Here is a 20,518-nt window from a genome sequence, read left to right on the forward strand (position 1 = left end):
GCTATGACTGGCAGCCGGAGCCGGGCACGCCCGAAGCGCGGCTGCAAACCGACTTCCTCGTGCCGCGCGAATGGGTCTGAATGAAACCGATGGCGTGCTGGACCACCGCGCGGACCGACCTACGGACCGCGCCGCAAGCGCCGCACGGGCAAGCCGGCCGGCCGCCCCGATCACAGACGAATCCGCGCGCAATCCGGGCGCCCACCCTGCCACGCTTATGACTTCCGCTTTGTCGTCCGCCGCTGCGTCGTCTGGTTCGTTGACCGCTGTATCATCTGGTTTGCTTTCCGCTGCGTCCTCAGCGTCGTCCGGCACGCGCTCCGTTTCACCGCGCGCGCGCCGCGTCGGCGTGCTCGGCGGCACATTCGACCCGATCCACAACGGCCACCTCGCGCTCGCACAACGCTTCGCGGACGTTCTGCAACTCACCGAGCTGATCCTGCTGCCGGCGGGGCAACCCTGGCAGAAGGCCGGCGTATCGGCGGCGCCGCATCGTCTTGCGATGACCCGTGCCGCCGCCCGCGCGCTGAACCTGCCGCGCGTCGCGGTCACCGTCGCGACCGACGAAATCGAACATGACGGCCCAAGTTACACGGTCGATACGCTGCGGCGCTGGCGCGAGCGCGAAGGCGCCGACGCATCGCTGTCGCTGCTGATCGGCGCGGACCAGCTGGTGCGTCTCGACACGTGGCGCGACTGGCAGCGCCTGTTCGACTATGCGCATATTTGCGCGGCAACCCGGCCAGGCTTCGATCCGGCGTCGGCGGCGCCCGCCGTGGCCGCAGCGATCGCCGCGCGCGTCGCCAGCGCCGACGTGCTGCGCGCGACACCGGCAGGCCATTTGCTGATCGATACAACGCTAGCATTGGATGTGTCGGCGACCGACATCCGCGCGCAGGTGCGGCAGCGGGTCGGAAACCCGGTCGAAAACAAGGTCGCCCCAAAGGGCTCAAGCACCCTGCCCGACACCCCGCTGGAAAGTCAGGTTCCCGCCGCGGTGTGGGACTATATTGTTCAACATCACCTCTACCAATCGTAAAAATGGATATACGCAAGCTGCAACGCACGATCGTCGACGCGCTCGAGGACGTCAAGGCACAAGATATCAAGGTGTTCAACACCAGCCACCTGACCGAGCTGTTCGACCGCGTGATCATCGCGAGCGGCACGTCGAACCGGCAGACGAAAGCGCTCGCATCCAGCGTGCGCGAAAAGGTGAAAGAGTCAGGCGGCGACATCATCAGCACCGAAGGCGAGGACATCGGCGAATGGGTACTGGTCGACTGCGGCGACGTGGTCGTGCATATCCTGCAGCCGGCGCTGCGCCAGTACTACAACCTCGAGGAAATCTGGGGTGACAAGCCGGTGCGCATCAAGCTCGCGAAATCGAGCCCGTTCGGACCGTTCAGCGGCGCGCGTCCGAGCGAGCCGCTCGACGAGGACGAAGAAGACGAGGTGGTCGCGCGTCCTGCACGAAAAGCGCCGGCGCGCCGCCGCTGATCGTCCGGCGCGCGCGGGCCAGTGCCGCGGCGCCTTCACCGCTTACCATGAAACTGCACATTCTCGCCGTCGGCCACAAGATGCCTGACTGGATCGCCGCGGGCTTCGACGAGTACGCGAAGCGCATGCCGCCTGAGCTGCGGATCGAACTGCGCGAAATCAAACCGGAGCAGCGTTCGTCCGGCCGCCCCGCCGACAGCGTAATGGCCGCCGAACGGCAGCGCATCGAAGCGGCGTTGCCGAAAAACGCGCGCATCGTCGCGCTCGACGAGCGCGGCAAGGACTGGACCACGATGCAGCTCGCCGGCGCGCTGCCCGGCTGGCAGCAGGATGGCCGCGACGTCGCGTTCCTGATCGGCGGCGCGGACGGGCTCGATCCCCCGCTGAAAGCGCGTGCCGATCTGCTGTTGCGGCTATCGAGCCTGACGCTGCCGCATGCGATGGTGCGCGTGCTGCTCGCCGAACAGCTGTATCGCGCATGGACGATTACGCAGAATCACCCGTACCATCGCGCGTAAGCATCGGCGGTCGGCGCCGCAACGCCGACGCTTGCGTCGTCATTCGCTTTCTTTGCCGACGATGTCCACCGGCCGCGACAGACCGGCGGCGCATCTGTTGTAATGCGTTGCGATGGCGGCAAGTCGCGGCGATCCACACGGTGGTCGTTCAGGTCACATGGTTGACACCGCTGTTAAATCCCATCGCTGGTCAATCCCGCTGCTAAATCCGTCTGTTATTCCCGCGGATACCCCGCTGATACCTCTTAACCGTTTGTCAGGATCCGTTCATGCCGACGCCGTCTAACGTTTCGTATCCGTTCGTTTACCTCGCGTCGCAGAGCCCGCGCCGCCAGGAGTTGTTGCAGCAACTCGGCGTGCGCTACGAACTGCTGCTGCCGCGCGCGGACGAAGATGCCGAAGCGCTCGAAGCGGAACTGCCCGGCGAGCGCGCGCACGATTACGTGATGCGAGTGTGCGTGCTGAAAGCACAGGCCGCGCGCGAGCGCCTCGACGCAAGCGGCCGGCCAGCGGCGCCGATTCTGGTTGCCGACACAACCGTCACGATCGACGACGCGATCCTCGGCAAGCCACGCGACGCGAGCGATGCGCTCGAGATGCTCACACGCCTCGCCGGCCGCGATCACGAAGTGCTCACCGCGGTGGCCGTCGTCGATGCATCCGGTGTGCCGCTGCCCGCCGTCCTTTCGACATCGCGCGTGCGCTTCGCCGCTGCCACGACCGATGCGCTCACGCGCTATGTCGCAAGCAAAGAGCCGCTCGGCAAAGCCGGCGCCTATGGCGTGCAGGGGCGCGCGGCCGAGTTCATCGAACATATCGACGGGTCCTATTCGGGTATCATGGGTTTGCCGCTCTTTGAGACCGCTGCGCTACTGCGCGCGGCGCGCATCGACTTCTAGAACAAAACCATGAACGAAGAAATCCTGATCAACGTCACGCCGCAGGAGACGCGTGTTGCGTTGGTCCAGCAAGGTGCCGTACAGGAGCTTCATGTCGAACGCACGCTGTCGCGCGGGCGGGTCGGCAATGTCTATCTCGGCAAAGTCGTGCGCGTGCTACCGGGCATGCAGTCGGCGTTTATCGATATCGGTCTCGAACGCGCGGCGTTCCTGCATGTGGCCGATATCTGGCATCCGCGCATCGCCGGTCGCATTGCGGGCGATACGCAGCAAAGCGCGCCGCATCAGCCGATCGAAAAAATCGTGTTCGAAGGCCAGACGCTGATGGTGCAGGTGGTCAAGGATCCGATCGGCACGAAGGGCGCGCGCCTGTCGACGCAAGTCAGCATCGCCGGGCGCACGCTCGTCTATTTGCCGCAGGAACCGCATATCGGCATCTCGCAGAAAATCGAGAGCGAAGCCGAACGCGAAGCGATCCGCGCGCGGCTCACGTCGGTGCTGCCGGTCGACGAGAAAGGCGGCTATATCGTGCGAACCATCGCCGAAGACGCGACCAGCGAAGAACTCGCGGGCGACGTTGCGTATTTGCGCAAGACGTGGGCCACCATTCAATCGCAGTCGCAGCGCTTGCCCCCGACCAGCCTGCTGTATCAGGACCTGAACCTCGCGCAGCGCGTGCTGCGCGATTTCGTCAACGACGACACCACGCGCATTCAGGTCGATTCGCGCGAAACGTTCCAGATGCTGTCGGAGTTCGCGACAGAGTTTACGCCGGCGGTGCTCGCGAAGTTGCATCACTACCCAGGCGAGCGGCCGCTGTTCGACCTGTACAACATCGAGACGGAAATTCAGCGTGCGTTGTCGCGGCGCGTCGACCTGAAATCGGGCGGCTATCTGGTGATCGACCAGACCGAGGCGATGACGACGATCGACGTGAATACCGGCGGCTACGTGGGCGCGCGCAACTTCGACGATACGATCTTCAAGACCAACCTCGAAGCCGCGCATACGATCGCGCGTCAATTGCGGCTGCGCAATCTGGGCGGCGTGATCATTATCGATTTCATCGATATGGAGAACATCGAGCATCGCGACCAGGTGCTGTCGGAACTGAAGAAGGCACTGTCACGCGATCGCACGCGCGTGACCGTGAACGGCTTTTCGCAGTTGGGGCTAGTCGAGATGACCCGCAAGCGCACGCGCGAGTCGCTTGCGCATGTGTTGTGCGAGCCTTGCCCGGTGTGTCAGGGCAAAGGTCAGGTGAAAACCGCGCGTACCGTTTGCTATGACGTGCTGCGTGAAATTTTGCGCGAGTCGCGTCAGTTCAACCCTCGCGAGTTCCGGGTCGTCGCGTCGCAGCAGGTGATCGATCTGTTTCTCGAAGAAGAGTCGCAGCATCTCGCGATGCTGATCGATTTCATCGGCAAACCGGTGTCGTTGCAGGTGGAGTCGAATCTGAGCCAGGAGCAGTACGACATCGTGCTGATGTAGGTTGCATCGCGGGATGCGCGGCGTTGCTGCGTCACCGTTACCGCGTAACCGGGTCAGCGCGCGGGGCAGCAGCGCGAATCGCAAGCGAGTCGGTTTTTGCGCATGGCACGCGGTTTGCTTTATCGGCATACCACACTGCTCGCCTGACACAACATCATGCATTCCGACCGCATCGAACTGGCCGATGACTCCACGGCCGAAACGCCGGGCTTCGGCACGCGCTTCACGTCATACGCGGCGCCCGCCGGCCGCACCGACGCGTCGCCTGAGCCGACGCCGATCGGTTTTCTCACGCTTGGCATCGCATGGCTGTTCGGACTCGAAGCGCTGCTCGCCGACGAGCATCGCCGCTAACCCGACACCAGGAAGATTTGTTACATTCGTTGTAGATGTTACAAGACGTAACATAAGACGATCCGATCCCGAAACCCGTCACCGTGCGCGCGGGCTGTGCGAATCACCTAGACTTTTTGTACGAGGTCGAAACGAAACGGAGGCTGCCATGGCTGAGTCAATGGTAAGCGTCGTGATAGCAGTAGCGCTGATCGCTTTCGCGGCCATTCTTGTTGTTCATCATCAATTCAGGCGCGACTCGTATCGCGGCAGAGCGCCGGGACACTTCGAGCGCCGACATCTGTGGGAACGGGTGCGGCATCGGCATTAGCGAGTCCGCACACCAGCACGAGCGACACGGCAGCCGCATCCGCGACCGGCCCGTTTGACGATGCTCAAAACGATGCGGCTTACCGCGCCGTACGCGCGGCATCGGCAGAAAACGAGGCCACCATGTCCGACGATCAAGTCCGCTGGGAATCGGTCGACTATGAAGGGTTCGAGATTCACGTGTCGACGCGTCCAAAGGAACTCGTGCGACCGGGCGACACGTCACCCGCGCGCTACACCTATATCGGTTACGTATGTCATCCCGGTGCGAACCCCGCGCTGCCAGGCCATACGGTACCGTTTCACGCCGACGGTGAAGACGTGTTCGCGACACCGCGCGACGCGCACGACGAGGCGGTTCAGGTCGGCCGCAGCGTCGTCGACGGCACGCATCCGGATCTGTCGGTGTTATCGCTCGTGACGAGCGGCGTTTGACAGGTGACGGCGACGCGCAACTGGCGACGCTGGTCACGCGACTGGGTCACGCGCGACGTCGGCCCGCCGCGTCGAGGTTCGCCGATAGCATCCGCGCAAGCGTCAGCATCCGGCGGTTCGCGTGGTTCGGCGCGAACGTGTCCGCCTTGGCCAGCCCGTTAGTGATCAACGATTTGCGCAAGGCACGGTCGGTCAGAAGACGCTGCATCTCGTGCGCAAGCGCATGCGCATCGCCCGCCGGCACCAGCAAACCGGCGCGGCCGCCATCGAGCAGATCGCGAGGTCCAGTCGGGCAATCGGTTGACAGCACAGGTGTGCCGATGGCCATCGCTTCGCGCAACACCATCGGCAATCCTTCGTAGCGGCTGCTCAACACCAGCATCTCCGCGTGCCGGACATAGGGGAACGGGTTCGCACGAAATCCCATGAAATGCACGTGCGCGGTGATGCCGAGTTCCGTCGCGAGCCGTTCAAGCAGCGGGCGGTCCGGACCTTCGCCGATCAGCACGAGATCGGGTGCCACCCGGGCGCACTCGCGAAGCAGCGCATACGCGCGCAGCAGCGTCGCGTGATCTTTCTGCCCCTCATCGAGACGCGCGACCGAGGCGATATACGACGCCGCCGGCCGGTCGTCGATCGGCGCGCGCGCTTCGCGGCGGATCGCATCGACGTCGATCACGTTCGGCAATTCCATGATCCGCAACGGGTGCGCGCTAAATAACTGGCGCGCTTCGCGCTCCATATCGGGCGTCAGCACGGCGATTGCCGAGTATCGGCGGAACTGGCTGATGCGCCGCTCGATATAACGCGGGCTCTTCCTCGAGAGCCGCGTCGCCAGACTGAAATGGCTCACGCCGAACCACGGCACGCCGCCGTGCCCCGCGAGGTGCCGCAACGAGAAATCGAAATCGCAAATTACATCGTGCTCGCGCACTAACTCCCGAAAACGGCGCGCGGCAAGCGGCCTGACCGCACCGTATTTGACCACCTTGTGCACGAGCTTTTCCGCGGCGCCCATCTTGCGGCGCCGCGCGATGTTATGCAGCGCATGCATCCATTTCGACCGCGCGAGCACATGCACCTGGACATCGGGCGGAATCGATCTGGCGAGCCAGAACGCGAGGTCGTCAGTAGGGTAGCCGACCGACACGCTCGGCGTGAAGAGCCGCCGGTCAAGAACGTTGAGCCACGACAGCAACGATGTTTCCGTGCCGCCCTTGCCGAAATCGTTGATATGAAAAAGGATACGAACCGGACGCGCGGGCGCGTCTTCTACACTATCGGCGCCACCTTGCCCGTGCGTTCCGAGCGGCGCGCCGTCATGTCGCGTACCGCGTACGTTGTCGTCGGTCATCTCGTTTTCAGCTCATTCCCGTGCATGCCACTCAGTGTCCGTGCGGCCGGCCCGTGAACCGGCTCAGCCGACGTCGCGCGACATGCGCGGCGTTGGCATCCGTGCGTCGCGCCGTCGTTCGCCACTGCCAAGCATCAGGCCAGCGAACGACCAGAACGCGAGCATGGTCGTTTGCCACATGAAATCATCCGTGAAATTTTTCGCAATCATACCAACGACAAGCGCAATTCCTGCGGTGCATAACCACAGGTTGATCTGTCGCAATCGCCAGAACCGCCCGACGAGCGCCGCGAGCAACGCGATCTGCAGCGCGACCCCGATCACGCCGGTTTGAAGCCATGTGTTGAGGAACAGGTTGTGCGCGTGCGTCAACGCAACCGGTTCGAGCTTCAGCAGCGCGTCAGGCATCACGCTGTGGTACGCGAGACCGGGCAACGGCTTACCGAAACCGATGCCGAACCATGCGTGAGACTCCGCCGCCGACGTATAAAACGCCCACAGGCGCGGGCGCGTATCGCCGGCCATCGTATCGTCGATACCGGACAATGCGCGCGGCAGAAAGATCGCGTGGCCATCGATCTGCAGCGCGCTGCGCGGCGGCGCCTGCACCGCCGCTTCGCCGATCCTCATCCGCGAACTGAGTTCGAGCGTGCCGAGCCCCGCGACCGCGATGATCGCGATCGATATCGCAGCTAGCACCAGATGCCGCCGATAGAGCGGATACAGTGCGATCAGCAACGTCACCGCGACCGCGGGCCAGAAAAACCGGTTGAGCGTCGCAAGACCGATGAACAGGCACATCGCGATGCCGGTCGCGCCTGCCAGTCGCCAGCGCGGCTGCGTCAGCAGCTGGCCGGTGAAGAGTGTCAGCGCGAAGATCGCGAGCGTGCTCGTATGGCCGACACGCGCGTAATAGTGCAGCGTAAACGTCTCGGCGGTCGGTGGCTGCAGATGCCCCCAGTTGATCACGCTTGTCACGACGAGCGCCGCGCATGCAAGCCACGTGAACAATACGAGGCGCTCGGGACGCGCACTCTTCGTACCCAGCAGCCAGAACGCCCAGAACGCGACGAGCGGGTAAAACACTTCGTCGAACCACGCATGCAGCGAGACGGACGGCGCAAACGACCAGCCGATCGACGCCAGCGTCCAGATAGCCCACGCGGCGATCGGCAGCGCAAGCGGCCACTTCGGGCGCCGGGCCTGGTACATGCCGTTGGCACCGCGCGCGCGCCACGCGGACCACGCGGCCGCGAGTGTACCGATCGCAAGCAGTGCAAGCGCGATATACACGATCGCCGTCATGTGCGCGAACATCACGACGAACAGAAGAACCGGACACGCGATCCAGAGTGCACGCTCGATACGCGCCGCGGCAACGCTCATTGCACCTTCACCAGAACAGTGTGTAGCGCATCGCATACCGCGGCGCCGGACAGCCGGCCCATGCAGTCGGCGTGGTCTCCATGCCACGCCACGCAGGTCGTCGAGCTACGATCGCAGCGCCGCACCCACTCGATCCTGCGACGGAAAATGTAGGGCTGGTCGCGGCACGGCATGTCGGGAATCGTCACCGCGACGAATGGCACATTGCGCCAGTAGCGGCCCGCACCGTGAATCGATGCATTGCCGGGACCAAACAGCGCGACAGTCGGCACACCGATCAGACGGCCAAGATGCGCCACGCCAGTGTCCGGACAGACCACCGCTGTCGCGCCGGCGAACAGATGCCATAGTTCGCCGAGACCCAGCCGGCCGGCGAGGTTCGGATGGTGTCGATCGGGGTCGATTGCGCGGATCAGATCGACCTCGCCGGGGCCGCCGCTCCAAACAGGCAGATAACCGAGCGATTCGACATAGCGCGCAACCTCCAGCCAGCGAGCGTCGGGCCAACGCTTGACCGCGGTGCTCGCACCCGGATGCAGCACGACGTAAGGCTGCGCAAGCCGATCTGCATCAGGCAATGTGACGTGCGCCGGCGCGGGCCAGTCGTCGGGATGATAGGCACTCGGCGCCGTGCCCGGCACCAGATCGGCCGCCAGGTCAGCCCATGCGGCCGGCGCGGCCGGATACGGCACCGCTTCGTCGACCGGCCAGTTCTTCCATGCGGGCGCGTCATGCGCATGCGCGATGATCCAGCGGCAATCGGCAGCGAGTGCAAGCCAGCTAAAACGGTTATCGCCGGCGACGAAGCCCAGATCGTACGGCCCCGAACGCAGCACGCCACGCACGGTCGCGGCATCGCGCGGATCGAACGGCAATACGTTCACATCGAACGGCCGGCCCGCATACAGCGGCACAATCGCTTTCGGACACGCAAGCACAATATCCGCGTGCGGATAGTGTGCGCGCAGCTTCGCCAACAGCGGCGTAAGCAGCAGCGTATCGCCCAGCAGCAGATGATGTGCAATCAAAATCCGTCGCGGATGCAACGGCTTGCGGCGCAGCGGCATCGCAAGGAGCCGCGGTAACGCGCGAGCGAAAATTCGAATACGTCCAGCTAATCGACTCATTGGGTCATCGGCGAATTCATCCCGCCTGTGATCTTGCTGTGAGCCGTCATCCGGCAAGAAGGCGCATTCCCCGTACTTAATTTCCCCGGCGGTTCGCTTCTTGACGATCGCTTCACGCGCCGGGTGACCGGGGCATATCCCAAAAAGTCGGCACACCATTACAGTGAGCTTCGACGCCCGGCGGGCCCGTCGACTCTGGAAGCGAAGCGAAATCTCAACGTAAAATTCGCTGGAGACAGACAGGAACGCAGACCGAAACTCGAGCGACGATCATAGCATGCGACCTCGCGCGCCAACCTCCGCGCGCGCATCGGCCTGGTCTGACCTTACGCGCTGTGACGGCTTGTGGAGAGCGGTCTCGCGGCGAGCGTCACCTGGTTATAACGGAGCAGCAACGACGCGCGGCACACGGCTTTGCCACCGTCGGCTCGCTTACCGGCGCTCGACGACGACGCGCTGCGCCGCGCGCAGCAATGCGTCGACATGGCTTGCGACGCGTGCGTCATACAGCACGGCGCCGCGCGCCAACTCCGCCGGCAGAGCGGGCATCGCCGAAGGCGCTTGCTCGCGCTGCCGCACGATGCGCGTGAGCGTCGCGCGCAGGTCGGCGACGTCATCCGGTGCGAACACGTGTTTCGCGTGCGGCGCGATCGCCGCACAGCAGCCAAGTGTGGCCGGAAAGATGACCGGTGTGCCGCACATCACCGATTCGATGCCGACGAGACCGAACGGCTCGTACTTCGACGCGAGAATCGTAAAATCCGCGGCACGGTACGCGTCCTCGATGTCTTTCACGTAGCCGATATAGCGGACCCGCGGGTGACTGCTTTCCGGCGCACGCCCGGCGACCGCGAGCACGAGCGACCCGTCGACCCCATCCAGTGCTGCCTCGATCAGCGACAACCCTTTGCGTTGGTGACTGCTCGATGGAAACAGCAACACGATTTCATGGTCGGCAAAGCCGAACTTGCGACGCAATGCCGCGCGCTCCGCCAGACCGACCGGCGAAAATCGCGCATCGTCGACCGGCGGATACAGCACCTCGATTTTCGACTCCGGCACACGATACAACTCGCGCAGTTCGTCGCGCATTAACTGCGAATGCGCGACGATCAACTGCGCGTTGTCATACTGGCGGCGTTCGAGCGCAATCTGTCGAACGTCCGAGCGCTTGTGCCGCTTACCCGTCGCGCGCAGAAAGCCCAGGTGCGTACCGCCGCAGATCGCGATCTCCGATGAGTCGACGCGGTTGCAGCCGATCAGTACATCGACGCCGGCCGCTCGCCGTGCCGCGCGCAACCGGCGCGAGAACCAGCCGTCGCGCAGTTTGCCCGGCAGGAACGACACGTTGATCCGGTGCGCCTCGACCATCGACGTTTCCGGCAGCGATTTGTCGAAACGGCGCGCGAAAAAAGCCGGCGTCACGCCGGCCGCAACAAAGCCGCGCACGAGATCCATCGCATAGCGCTCGAGCCCGCCGCTATGTTTCAGCGCGTTGCTGGATAAGCCGATTTTCATGGTCGGGCGTGCAGGCTGAAGCATGGACTGGGCACAGTGAGGGTCACGTTGCGGTTCGGACTAAGCCGCGTTCTGCTGGAACTGGATGCGATGCAGATGCGCATACAGTCCATTGTGCAGCAGCAGTTCGCGGTGCGTGCCACGCTCGACGATACGCCCGGCTTCCATCACAAGGATCCGGTCCGCGCGCTCGATAGTCGACAGCCGATGGGCGATCACGAGCGTCGTACGGCCCTTCATCAGCGTCTCAAGCGCCGCCTGCACATGGCGCTCGGATTCGGAATCGAGCGCTGACGTGGCTTCGTCGAGGATCAGGATCGGCGCATCCTTGTAGATCGCGCGTGCAATCGCGAGACGCTGGCGCTGGCCGCCGGACAACATCATCCCGTTGTCGCCGATCAGCGTATCGATGCCCATCGGCATCGCGTCGACGGTATCCCACAGGTTGGCGGCGCGCAGCGCTGCGACGACCTTGTCGCGATCCGGCGCCTGCCCGTACGCGACGTTGCTCGCGATCGTATCGTTGAAGAGCACGACGTCCTGGCTCACCATCGCGATCTGGCTGCGCAGCGCGTGAATGCCGTATTCGGGCAGCGCGACGCCGTCGACCAGAATCTCACCGCCGGACGGATCGAAAAAGCGCGGCAACAGGTTCACGAGCGTCGTCTTGCCGCTGCCGGACGGACCCGCGAGCGCGACCATTTCTCCCGGCGCGATCCTGAACGACACCTGCTCGAGCGTCTGGCGCTGCATCGGACCGCTCGACCCATAGGCAAACGACACATCGCGGAATTCGATTTCACCGCTCGCGCGCTCGAGCGGCAGGCCGCCGCCGGCGGGCTCGGGCGGTTCGTCGATCAGCCCGAAGATCAGCTCCGCGGCAGTCATCCCGCGCTGCAGCGGCTGGTTGACGTCCATCAGATGCTTCAGCGGCGAGATGATCAGCAGCATCGACGTGACGAACGCAACGAAGCCCCCGACCGTCGTCTGATCGGAGGTCGACTGCACGACCGCGATCGTCACCACCACCGCGAGCGCGATCGACGCGAGGAATTGCGTGAGCGGCTGCGCAAGGCCGCCTGACACCTGCATGCGCATCGAGTAGCCGCGCAGGCGCTTGCTCATCTCGGTGAAACGGTCGATTTCGTACTGTTCGCCGTTGTGCACCTTCACCACCTTGTAGCCGCCGACCGTCTCCTCGACGATATACGACAGCTCGTTGGTGAGCAGCTGATGCTCGCGATTCAGGCGCCGCAGCCGCCGGTTGATCTTGCCGACCAGCCAGCCGATGGTCGGCAGCAGCACCGCGACGATCAGCGTCAGGCGCCAGTTCAGATAGAACAGATAGCCGAGCAGGAACAGCACCGTCAGCGAGTCGCGCACCAGCGTGACCAGCACGCCGAGCAGCACGTTCAGGATCTGGTTCACTTCGAAGACGATCGCGTTGATCACCGTGCTCGCGGTCTCCCGCTGGAAGAACGCGACGCTCGTGTGGATCATCCGGTTGAACATCTTGAGCCGCAGCTCGAGCAGCACGCGATTCGACACATACGCAAGCAGATAACCAGATGCGTACTGCGAGGTGCTGCGCACCAGCGCAAGACCGATGATCGCCATCGGCACGAACCACCTGGCACGATCGCTGCCGTGCGCGCCGAACCCATGGTCGAGCAGCGGCTTGAGCAACGCCGGGATCGCGGCGTCGGTAGCGGCGCTCGCGGCCATCGCAAGGATCGCGCCGACCAGCACCCAGAACAGCGGCTTCAGGTACGGCCAGATCCGGCGCCAGACAATCACGGCGGACGACGCCTGACCGGATCCGATCGGTTTGCTTAACGTAGGCTTAGCGCTCAAGACTTCCTCAGAATGGGCTGGCCGGCGCGATGCGGCGGAAATACGCGGGCCGGCAAAGAAAAACAGCATTGTAAACCGGCCGGGGTCGGCGACTCCGTTCCAGTTTTCGTGAGGCTGGCACCGGTTGGCGCGGCGCGCTGCTGTGTATACTTGCGCGACGCAGAGGCCAGCAGGTTCGCCAGGCCGGCGCAAACCAGGCTCAATAGGGCACGGCGCGGATCCGACACGGACACACGCGCGGGTTCGCAGCGAAAGCCACTGCATGCGCTTCAACCACCACCCTCACACGCATGAACGAACCCACCCTCGGTGTCGCGATCATCACGAAAAACGCCGCGGCGCGACTCGCCGAGTGCCTGCAGTCCGTCGCCTTCGCCGATGAAATTGTCGTGATCGATGGCGGCAGCACCGATGCGACCGTTCAGATCGCGCAGGCGCACGGGGCGCGGGTGGTGATCGACACCGACTGGCCCGGCTTCGGCCCACAAAAGAACCGCGCACTCGATGCGTTGTCGACCGGATGGGTGCTGTCGATCGACGCCGATGAAATCGTGACGCCGGAACTCGCGGTATCGATCGCAGCGGCGATCGCGACGCCGCGCGCGGACGTCTACGCAATCGACCGGCTATCCGCGTTCTGCGGGCACTGGATCCGTCACAGCGGCTGGTACCCGGACTGGATTCCGCGCCTCTTCAGGCGCGGCAGCGCGCGGTTTTCCGCCGATCTCGTGCATGAACGGCTGGTCTTCGACACGCGCGTCGAGCGCCTGTCGGGCAAGCTATTGCACTACTCGTACGAAGACTTCGAAACGGTACTGCGCAAGCTCGACGCGTATTCGACGGCCGGTGCCCGGCAACGCCACGCGGCCGGCCAGCGCGGCAGCTTCGGCAAGGCGCTCGCGCGCGGCGCGTGGGCATTCATGCGGACCTACGTGATGCGCCGGGGGTTTCTCGATGGCCGCGCGGGATTCATGATCGCGGTGTTTAACGCGGCGACCGTGTACTACCGGTTTCTGAAGCTTGCGCATCTGGAAACGCAGCAGCCGCGCAAGTAGCCGGAAGCCTCTGGTTTGGCAGCAGGCATGGGCGACAGCCGCAATGCACCGCACCGCGCAATGGATCGATCGAGCCAGCCCGCTCGCCAGCCACGCGTCGCATTACATCACGCGTGAGCGCTTCAATAAACGATTTCGATCGAACTGCCCGCGAATTCGCCGCGCAGCGCGGCCAGCAGTTCATCGGTCGGTTTCACGCGCCACGCGTCGCCCAGGCGCACCTCGCCTTCCGCGTGCTCGCTACGATAGACGATCTGCACCGCGAGCCCGTTCGGCGCCGGCGCAGCGGCACGCTGCGCGCGGCCACCGTCATAGCCGCCGTTGCCGCCACGGCCACCGCCACCATTGCCGCCGCGCCCGTTGGCAACCGCCGGCACGTCAACGACACGTTGCGCCGCATCCGCGGCCGCGCTGTACGCTTCGAGCACGCGCCGCAACGCGTGCGCATCCGCATTGCCGTTCATCTGCACCTTCAACGCCTGCGCATAGCGGCTGCGCGCGCGGCCGAGGTCCATCGGCGTGTCGACCGTGAAGCGAATGCCGCCGGTAAATGCGTCGTTGCGCGCTTGCCCTTGCACGACCAGCAATTCGTCTTCCTTGAACAGCTGCTTGTTCGCTTCGAACTGCTCGTTGAAGATCGTCACCTCGCATTGGCCGGTGCCGTCGTCGAGCAGCGCGATCAGCATCTTGCCGCGCTGGGTCATCTGCGTGCGTAGCGACGAGATCACGCCAGCGACCAGCTTGTCGCGCCCTTCCTTCAGCTCGCCGATCTTTTGCCGCACGAAACGGCGCACCTCGTCCTTGTACGCGTCGAACAGATGCCCAGACAGATAGAAACCGAGCGCGCTCTTTTCTTCCTGCAGCCGCCGCTTGTCGGACCACGCCGGTTCGTCGACCAGCTCATGGCCCTGCGACGGCGCGCCGTCGCCCATATCGAACAGGCCCGCCTGCATCGCGTTCGCGCTCGCCTGATCGGCCGCTTCCATCGCGAGCGATACCGACGCGAGTAGTTGCGCGCGATTCGCATGCAGCGTATCGAACGCGCCCGCGCGAATCAGCGCTTCGATCGTGCGGCGATTCACGACGCGGCGATCGATGCGCTGGCAGAAGTCGAACAGATCGGTGAACGGCCCGTCTTCACGCGCGCGCAGAATTTCTTCGATCGCATTCTGGCCGCTGCCCTTGATTGCGCCGAGGCCGTAGCGGATTGTCCGCGAGCGCTTGCCGTCCGCTTCGGCGACCGGCTCGAAGCGATACGCGGACAGATTGATATCCGGCGGCAGCACGGTCATCTTGTTGACCGCGCAGTCTTCGAACAGGATTTTCACCTTGTCCGTGTCGTCCATCGCGAGCGACATGTTGGCCGCCATGAATTCGGCCGGATGGTGCGCCTTGAGCCACGCGGTGTAGTACGCGAGCAGCGCGTAAGCGGCCGCGTGCGACTTGTTGAAGCCGTAGCCCGCGAACTTCTCCATCAGGTCGAAGATCTCGTCGGACTTCTGGCGCGTCAGACCGTTCTTTGCCGCGCCCTCGGCGAAGATCTCACGATGCTGCGCCATTTCCTCGGGCTTTTTCTTGCCCATCGCACGGCGCAGCAGGTCCGCGCCGCCCAGCGAATAGCCGCCGATGATCTGCGCCATCTGCATCACCTGCTCCTGATAGACCATGATTCCGTAGGTCTCTTTCAGAACAGGCTCGACGCGCGGATCCGGATACTCGACCGTTTCGCGGCCGTGCTTGCGCGCGCAGAAGCTCGGGATCAGATCCATCGGACCCGGGCGATACAGCGCCACCAGCGCGATGATGTCCTCGAAGCGGTCCGGCTGCGCATCCTTCAGCATGCCTTGCATGCCGCGGCTTTCCAGCTGGAACACCGCGACCGTGTTCGCTTTCTTCAGGATGGTGAACGACGCCGGATCGTCGAGCGGCACTTGCGCGAGCGACCAGTTTTCCTTCGACGGATCGAGCCGGCGGATATAACGCTCGGCCCAATCGAGAATGGTCAGCGTGGTCAGGCCGAGAAAGTCGAACTTGACGAGGCCGACCGCTTCGACGTCGTCCTTGTCGTACTGGCTGACCACCCCGCCTTCGTCGCCTTGCGCGTACAACGGACAGAAATCGGTCAGCTTGCCGGGCGCGATCAGCACGCCGCCCGCGTGCATGCCGACGTTGCGCGTCAAGCCCTCGACACGCTGCGCGAGTTCGAGCAGCTGATGCACTTCGTCTTCGTTATCGAAGCGCTCCTGCAGTAGCGGCTCTTCCTTCATCGCGTCGGCGATGGTCACGTGCTTGCCGGGCTTGAACGGAATCAGTTTCGCGATGCCGTCGGTGAACGTGTAGCCGAGATCGAGCACGCGGCCGATATCGCGCACCGCGGCCTTCGCGGCCATCGTGCCGAAGGTCGCGATTTGCGACACCGCATCGGCGCCGTACTTGCCCTTCACATACTGAATGACGCGATCACGGCCTTCCTGACAGAAGTCGATATCGAAGTCGGGCATCGACACGCGTTCCGGATTCAGGAAACGTTCGAACAGCAGGTTGTAGCGCAGCGGGTCGAGGTCGGTGATGCCGAGCGCGTACGCGACCAGCGACCCCGCGCCGGAGCCGCGGCCCGGCCCGACCGGCACGCCATTGTTTTTCGCCCAGTTGATGAAGTCCGCGACGATCAGGAAGTAGCCCGGAAAGCCCATCTTGATGATCGTGCCGCATTCGAAATCGAGGCGCGCGTAATACGTGTCGCGCTGCGCGGCGCGCGCGGCCTCGTCCGGATACAACTGCTCGAGCCGCTTTTCGAGCCCGTCCTTCGACAGCTGCACGAGGTAGTCGTCAAGCGACATGCCATCCGGCGTCGGGAAAAGCGGCAGCTTCGGCTTGCCGAGTTCGAGCGTCAGATTGCAGCGCTTCGCGATCTCGACGGTATTCGCGAGCGCGGACGGAATGTCCGCGAACAGCGCGAGCATGTCGTCTTGCGTACGAAAGTGCTGCTCGGTGGTAAAGCGTTTCTGACGCCGCGGATTCGCGAGAATGTCGCCTTCCGAAATGCACACGCGTGCTTCGTGCGCGGTGAAGTCATCGGGCGTCATGTACTGCATCGGATGCGTCGCGACGACCGGCAGCTTCAGCGCGGCCGCGAGCGCGACCGCCTGCTGCACATAAGCCTCGCCGCCCGCCTGGCCGCAGCGCTGCAACTCGATATAGAAACCGTTCGGGAAAATACGCGCCCAGCGCTCGGCATTGCGCCTCGCCGCATCGTCATTGCCGGCTGCGAATGCGATGCCGATGTCGCCCTGCTGCGCGCCGGAGAGTGCGAGCAGCCCGTCGCCGAGTCCCTCTTCGAGCCACTCGGCCTGCACTTCGGCGCGACCGCGATACTGGTTCGTCAGCCACGCTTTCGTCAGCAATTCGCACAGGTTCAGATAACCGCGCCGGTTCTTGACGAGCAGCAGGAGCCGTGATGGCTTGTCGCGATCCGCCGGATTCGTGATCCATACGTCGCAGCCGGCGATGGGTTTGACCCCTTTGCCACGCGCTTCCTTGTAGAAACGGACCAGACCAAATGCATTGCCGAGGTCGGTGAGTGCAAGCGCGCCCTGGCCGTCTTTGGCCGCGGCGGCGACGACGTCGTCCAGACGCACGATGCCGTCGGCAATCGAGAACTCGGAGTGGACGCGAAGATGAACGAAGCGGGGATCTGACATGGGCGGTATTGTAACTCGCGCCCCTGTGCAATAGGCCGTTCGTTATAGGCCGTTTGGCCAGCAAGATCGTGCGTGTTTCCGGTCCGGGTCGTTTGGTCGGAGCCGCGTCGGAGCCGCGTGCGAGCCGCGTCCGAGCGGTTTCGTGCAGGTCGTTGAGTCAGCGCGGGACGGACGACACGGAACGATCGAGTGCCCCGAAAACTCCCGATGGCCCGGAAAACCCGCATGCCGCCGATGCCCGCGCGGGATGAGGGATAATACGGGTTTGTCTGCCGCGGCCGTTTGCCGGACCCCGACTCACCATGAGTATTCTCAACCTTTCCGCCTACCAGTTCGCGACGCTCGACGCGATCGCGCAATGGCGCCCGCTCGTCAAGGCGCGCTGCGATGCGCTCGGGCTGCGCGGCACGATCCTGCTCGCGCCGGAGGGCATCAATCTGTTTATCGCGGGCACGCATGACAACGTGCGCGCGTTTATCGACTACATCCGTCACGACGCGCTGTTCGAAGGCAAATTCGCGAGCTTGCAATTCAAGGAAAGCGTGTCGGCCACACAGCCGTTTCGCCGGATGCTGGTTAAACTCAAGCGCGAAATCATCACGATGAAAAAGCCGGCGATCCGTCCGGAACTCGGCCGCGCGCCATCGGTCGATGCGCGTACGCTGAAGAGCTGGCTCGATCGCGGCCACGACGATGCGGGGCGCCCGGTCGTGATGCTCGACACGCGCAACGCGTTCGAAGTCGATGTCGGCACGTTCGACGATGCGCTCGACTACCGGATCAGCAAGTTCAGCGAGTTTCCGGAAATGATCGAACAGCATCGCGCCGACCTCGAAGGCAAGACGGTGGTGTCGTTCTGCACCGGCGGGATTCGCTGCGAGAAGGCCGCGATCCATATGAAGGACGTCGGCATCGACCACGTCTATCAGCTCGAAGGCGGCATTCTGAAGTACTTCGAGGAAGTCGGCGGCGCGCACTATCACGGCGAGTGCTTCGTCTTCGACTACCGCACCGCGCTGGACCCCGCGCTCGCACCGACGGCCACCGTGCAGTGCTTCGGCTGCCGTGCGGTCGTCACGCCGGAGGGCCAGCGCTCGCCGTTCTACGTGCCGGGCAAAACCTGCGCCGCGTGCCATCCGCAGCGCGACGGCGCACGCGCCGCGTGATGTGACCGAGCCCGCCTATCGCGGCCGCTTTGCGCCGTCGCCGACCGGACCGCTGCACTTCGGCTCGCTGGTCAGCGCGCTTGCGAGTTGGCTCGATGCACGCGCGCATCATGGCTGCTGGCTCGTGCGCATCGAAGATATCGACGAGCCGCGCAGCGTGCCCGGCGCGGCCGACGATATCCTCGCGACGCTCGAGCGGTTCGGCATGCGCGCGGATGAGCCGCCGGTCTGGCAAAGCCGCCGCACCGCATACTACGAGCGCGCGTTCGCTCAGTTGCACGCAGCCGGTCTGATCTATCCGTGCGGCTGCACGCGCAAGGAAATCGCCGACTCGCTGGTGCAGGCGCATGCGCGACATACGACGCTCGCGTATCCAGGCACCTGCCGCGGCGGTCTGCATGGGAGACCCCCGCGCGCATGGCGTCTGCGTGTACCGGAGGACGCGAGCGCGGTCGCAAAGGTGCACACAACCGCAAACCTGGCCGTGAGCGCCGCAGCAAACCGCGCAGCGGACAACCCCGCGGTGATCCGCTTCGACGACCGCTGGCAAGGCCCGCAAAGCCAGAACCTCGCGACCGAAGTCGGCGACTTCGTGCTGTTTCGCGCGGATGGCCAGTGGGCGTATCAACTCGCGGTGGTGGTCGACGATGCCGATGCCGGCATCACGCACATCGTGCGCGGCGCGGATCTGCTCGATTCGACCGCGCGGCAGATTTACCTGCAGCGCTGCCTCGGCGTGCCGACGCCGTCGTATCTGCACGTGCCGGTGGTCGTCAACGAACACGGCGAGAAGCTCAGCAAGCAAACCGGCGCGCAAGCGCTCGACGCAAACCGGCCGCTCGATGCACTGCAAGCCGCCGCGCGTCATCTCGGACTTGATCTGCCCGCTGGGGCGACTGCTTCAGTCGATGCGTTCCACGCAGCGGCCATTCCAGCATGGGCAGCTCGCATCGACGCGATACAAAAACGGTGACGCCGCGCGCAAGCGCGCGCCGCGCGGTCAGAAACTCTCCGCGAACGGCCGCAAGTCGAGTTCATGAGTCCATGCGGAACGATGCTGCTGATGCAGATACCAGTACGCATCGGCAATCGCTTCGATTTGCAGCATGCCGTCCGGGCCCTTCCTGTCGGCGAGATCCGGCACCCGCGTCAGAACTTTCTCGCCGTGAATCGAACCGTCGATCACGACATGCGCGACATGAAGTCCTTGCGGCTGAAATTCGCGAGCCAGCGACTGGCTGACCATCCGTAAGCCGGCCTTGGCGGCCGCAAAGGCGGCGAACTGCGGCCGGCCGCGCAACGACGCGGTCGCTCCGGTAAAGAGAATCGTGCCGCGGCCGCGCGCGAGCATCGAGCGGGCCACTTCGCGGCCAAATATAAAGCCGCCGAGGCAGCAGACTCGCCACGCGTCCTCGAAGCTTGCACTATCGAGTTCAAGGGTCGGCGCCCAGCGCGCGCTGCCCGCGTTGTACACGCCGACTTCCAGCGCACCGATATTGTCGATATGCGCGAGGATGTCGATCAGATCGCGCTCGCTCGTCACGTCGCCGGGCGCCGCCAGTGCGGCGCCGCCGGTCGCCTCGATCGCGCGCACGACCTCGGCGAGCCGTTGCGGCGAGCGGCCGGTGACGACCGCGGTCAGCCCCTCGTTCGCAAAGCGCTGCGCGACCGCGGCGCCCGTGCCGTGCAACGCGCCGACGCCCACGACCCACGCGAGCTTCGTTTCGTGTCCGCTTCCGGTTTCATTTCCCGTCATGATCCGCTCCGTTCAGCCGGCAACGCTTGCCGCGTCGCCGCGCCTCGCCCGACTCCACCCGGCGCGCGCAAGCGATTGAATGCGGCTGCGCCGGG

At 64.5% G+C, this 20,518-nt stretch carries 18 protein-coding genes; 11 read left to right on the forward strand and 7 right to left on the reverse strand.

Translation table 11 applies throughout. The features are described from left to right. The 8 genes from BX592_RS34860 to BX592_RS16835 all read left to right on the forward strand — a co-directional run. Positions 1 to 80 (forward strand): coproporphyrinogen III oxidase (locus BX592_RS34860; protein WP_166676387.1); only part of this gene is annotated, 80 nt, incomplete at its 5' end. Positions 81 to 217: 137 nt separating this feature from the next. After that, positions 218 to 1,039, forward strand: coding sequence for a nicotinate-nucleotide adenylyltransferase (locus tag BX592_RS16805; protein ID WP_134192955.1), 822 nt, complete (start codon positions 218 to 220; stop codon positions 1,037 to 1,039). A 2-nt stretch (positions 1,040 to 1,041) separates the two neighbouring features. Further along, positions 1,042 to 1,500 carry a ribosome silencing factor gene (gene rsfS, locus BX592_RS16810; RefSeq protein ID WP_134192956.1) on the forward strand — a complete coding sequence of 153 codons (459 nt, stop codon included), beginning with the start codon at positions 1,042 to 1,044 and terminating at the stop codon, positions 1,498 to 1,500. Positions 1,501 to 1,547: 47 nt separating this feature from the next. Next, the gene (gene rlmH, locus BX592_RS16815; protein ID WP_134192957.1) at positions 1,548 to 2,018 is read left to right on the forward strand and encodes a 23S rRNA (pseudouridine(1915)-N(3))-methyltransferase RlmH; all 471 of its coding nucleotides are present in this window, start codon (positions 1,548 to 1,550) and stop codon (positions 2,016 to 2,018) included. A 269-nt stretch (positions 2,019 to 2,287) separates the two neighbouring features. Next, positions 2,288 to 2,917 (forward strand): Maf family protein, encoded by a 630-nt coding sequence (locus tag BX592_RS16820; RefSeq protein WP_134192958.1) that lies wholly within the window; start codon positions 2,288 to 2,290, stop codon positions 2,915 to 2,917. Between the two features lie 9 nt (positions 2,918 to 2,926). Next, positions 2,927 to 4,408: a ribonuclease G gene (rng, locus tag BX592_RS16825; RefSeq protein WP_134192959.1), complete on the forward strand. Its 1,482-nt coding sequence runs from the start codon at positions 2,927 to 2,929 to the stop codon at positions 4,406 to 4,408. A gap of 156 nt (positions 4,409 to 4,564) precedes the next feature. Beyond that, complete coding sequence (locus BX592_RS16830) at positions 4,565 to 4,762, forward strand: hypothetical protein (RefSeq protein WP_134192960.1); 198 nt, start codon at positions 4,565 to 4,567, stop codon at positions 4,760 to 4,762. A 432-nt stretch (positions 4,763 to 5,194) separates the two neighbouring features. Further along, on the forward strand, positions 5,195 to 5,506 hold the full coding sequence (locus BX592_RS16835; RefSeq protein ID WP_134192961.1) for a hypothetical protein: 312 nt from the start codon (positions 5,195 to 5,197) through the stop codon (positions 5,504 to 5,506). 46 nt (positions 5,507 to 5,552) lie between these two features. Here the strand turns inward: BX592_RS16835 and BX592_RS16840 are convergent, their stop codons facing one another. The 5 genes from BX592_RS16840 to msbA form a co-directional block, all read right to left on the reverse strand. Next, complete coding sequence (locus BX592_RS16840; RefSeq protein WP_134192962.1) at positions 5,553 to 6,860, reverse strand: glycosyltransferase; 1,308 nt, start codon at positions 6,858 to 6,860, stop codon at positions 5,553 to 5,555. 63 nt (positions 6,861 to 6,923) lie between these two features. After that, the gene (locus tag BX592_RS16845) at positions 6,924 to 8,246 is read right to left on the reverse strand and encodes an O-antigen ligase family protein (RefSeq protein ID WP_134192963.1); all 1,323 of its coding nucleotides are present in this window, start codon (positions 8,244 to 8,246) and stop codon (positions 6,924 to 6,926) included. Continuing rightward, positions 8,243 to 9,373 (reverse strand): glycosyltransferase family 9 protein, encoded by a 1,131-nt coding sequence (locus BX592_RS16850; RefSeq protein ID WP_134192964.1) that lies wholly within the window; start codon positions 9,371 to 9,373, stop codon positions 8,243 to 8,245. Before BX592_RS16850 ends, BX592_RS16845 begins: the two co-directional genes overlap by 4 nt. 432 nt (positions 9,374 to 9,805) lie before the next feature. Beyond that, positions 9,806 to 10,891, reverse strand: a complete 1,086-nt coding sequence (locus tag BX592_RS16855) for a glycosyltransferase family 4 protein (protein WP_134192965.1) — start codon at positions 10,889 to 10,891, stop codon at positions 9,806 to 9,808. A 60-nt stretch (positions 10,892 to 10,951) separates the two neighbouring features. Then, positions 10,952 to 12,745 carry a lipid A export permease/ATP-binding protein MsbA gene (msbA, locus tag BX592_RS16860; protein ID WP_134192966.1) on the reverse strand — a complete coding sequence of 598 codons (1,794 nt, stop codon included), beginning with the start codon at positions 12,743 to 12,745 and terminating at the stop codon, positions 10,952 to 10,954. Between the two features lie 290 nt (positions 12,746 to 13,035). On the opposite strand from msbA, the gene BX592_RS16865 reads away from it, so the two are divergent. Then, the gene (locus BX592_RS16865) at positions 13,036 to 13,800 is read left to right on the forward strand and encodes a glycosyltransferase family 2 protein (RefSeq protein ID WP_134192967.1); all 765 of its coding nucleotides are present in this window, start codon (positions 13,036 to 13,038) and stop codon (positions 13,798 to 13,800) included. A 122-nt stretch (positions 13,801 to 13,922) separates the two neighbouring features. Here the strand turns inward: BX592_RS16865 and dnaE are convergent, their stop codons facing one another. Beyond that, positions 13,923 to 17,510: a DNA polymerase III subunit alpha gene (gene dnaE, locus BX592_RS16870; RefSeq protein WP_134192968.1), complete on the reverse strand. Its 3,588-nt coding sequence runs from the start codon at positions 17,508 to 17,510 to the stop codon at positions 13,923 to 13,925. 293 nt (positions 17,511 to 17,803) lie between these two features. Here dnaE and BX592_RS16875 point away from each other — a divergent pair, with 293 nt between their 5' ends. Together BX592_RS16875 and gluQRS are read left to right on the forward strand one after the other, a co-directional pair. Next, a complete protein-coding gene (locus BX592_RS16875) occupies positions 17,804 to 18,667 on the forward strand; it encodes a sulfurtransferase (protein ID WP_134192969.1) in 864 nt (287 codons plus the stop codon). 1 nt (position 18,668) lies between these two features. Next, on the forward strand, positions 18,669 to 19,640 hold the full coding sequence (gene gluQRS, locus BX592_RS16880) for a tRNA glutamyl-Q(34) synthetase GluQRS (protein ID WP_134192970.1): 972 nt from the start codon (positions 18,669 to 18,671) through the stop codon (positions 19,638 to 19,640). A gap of 27 nt (positions 19,641 to 19,667) precedes the next feature. Here the strand turns inward: gluQRS and BX592_RS16885 are convergent, their stop codons facing one another. Beyond that, positions 19,668 to 20,423, reverse strand: coding sequence for an SDR family NAD(P)-dependent oxidoreductase (locus BX592_RS16885; protein WP_134192971.1), 756 nt, complete (start codon positions 20,421 to 20,423; stop codon positions 19,668 to 19,670). Positions 20,424 to 20,518: the final 95 nt, after the last annotated feature.

Source organism: Paraburkholderia rhizosphaerae (assembly GCF_004366595.1).
GTDB classification, from domain to species: Bacteria; Pseudomonadota; Gammaproteobacteria; order Burkholderiales; family Burkholderiaceae; genus Paraburkholderia; species Paraburkholderia rhizosphaerae.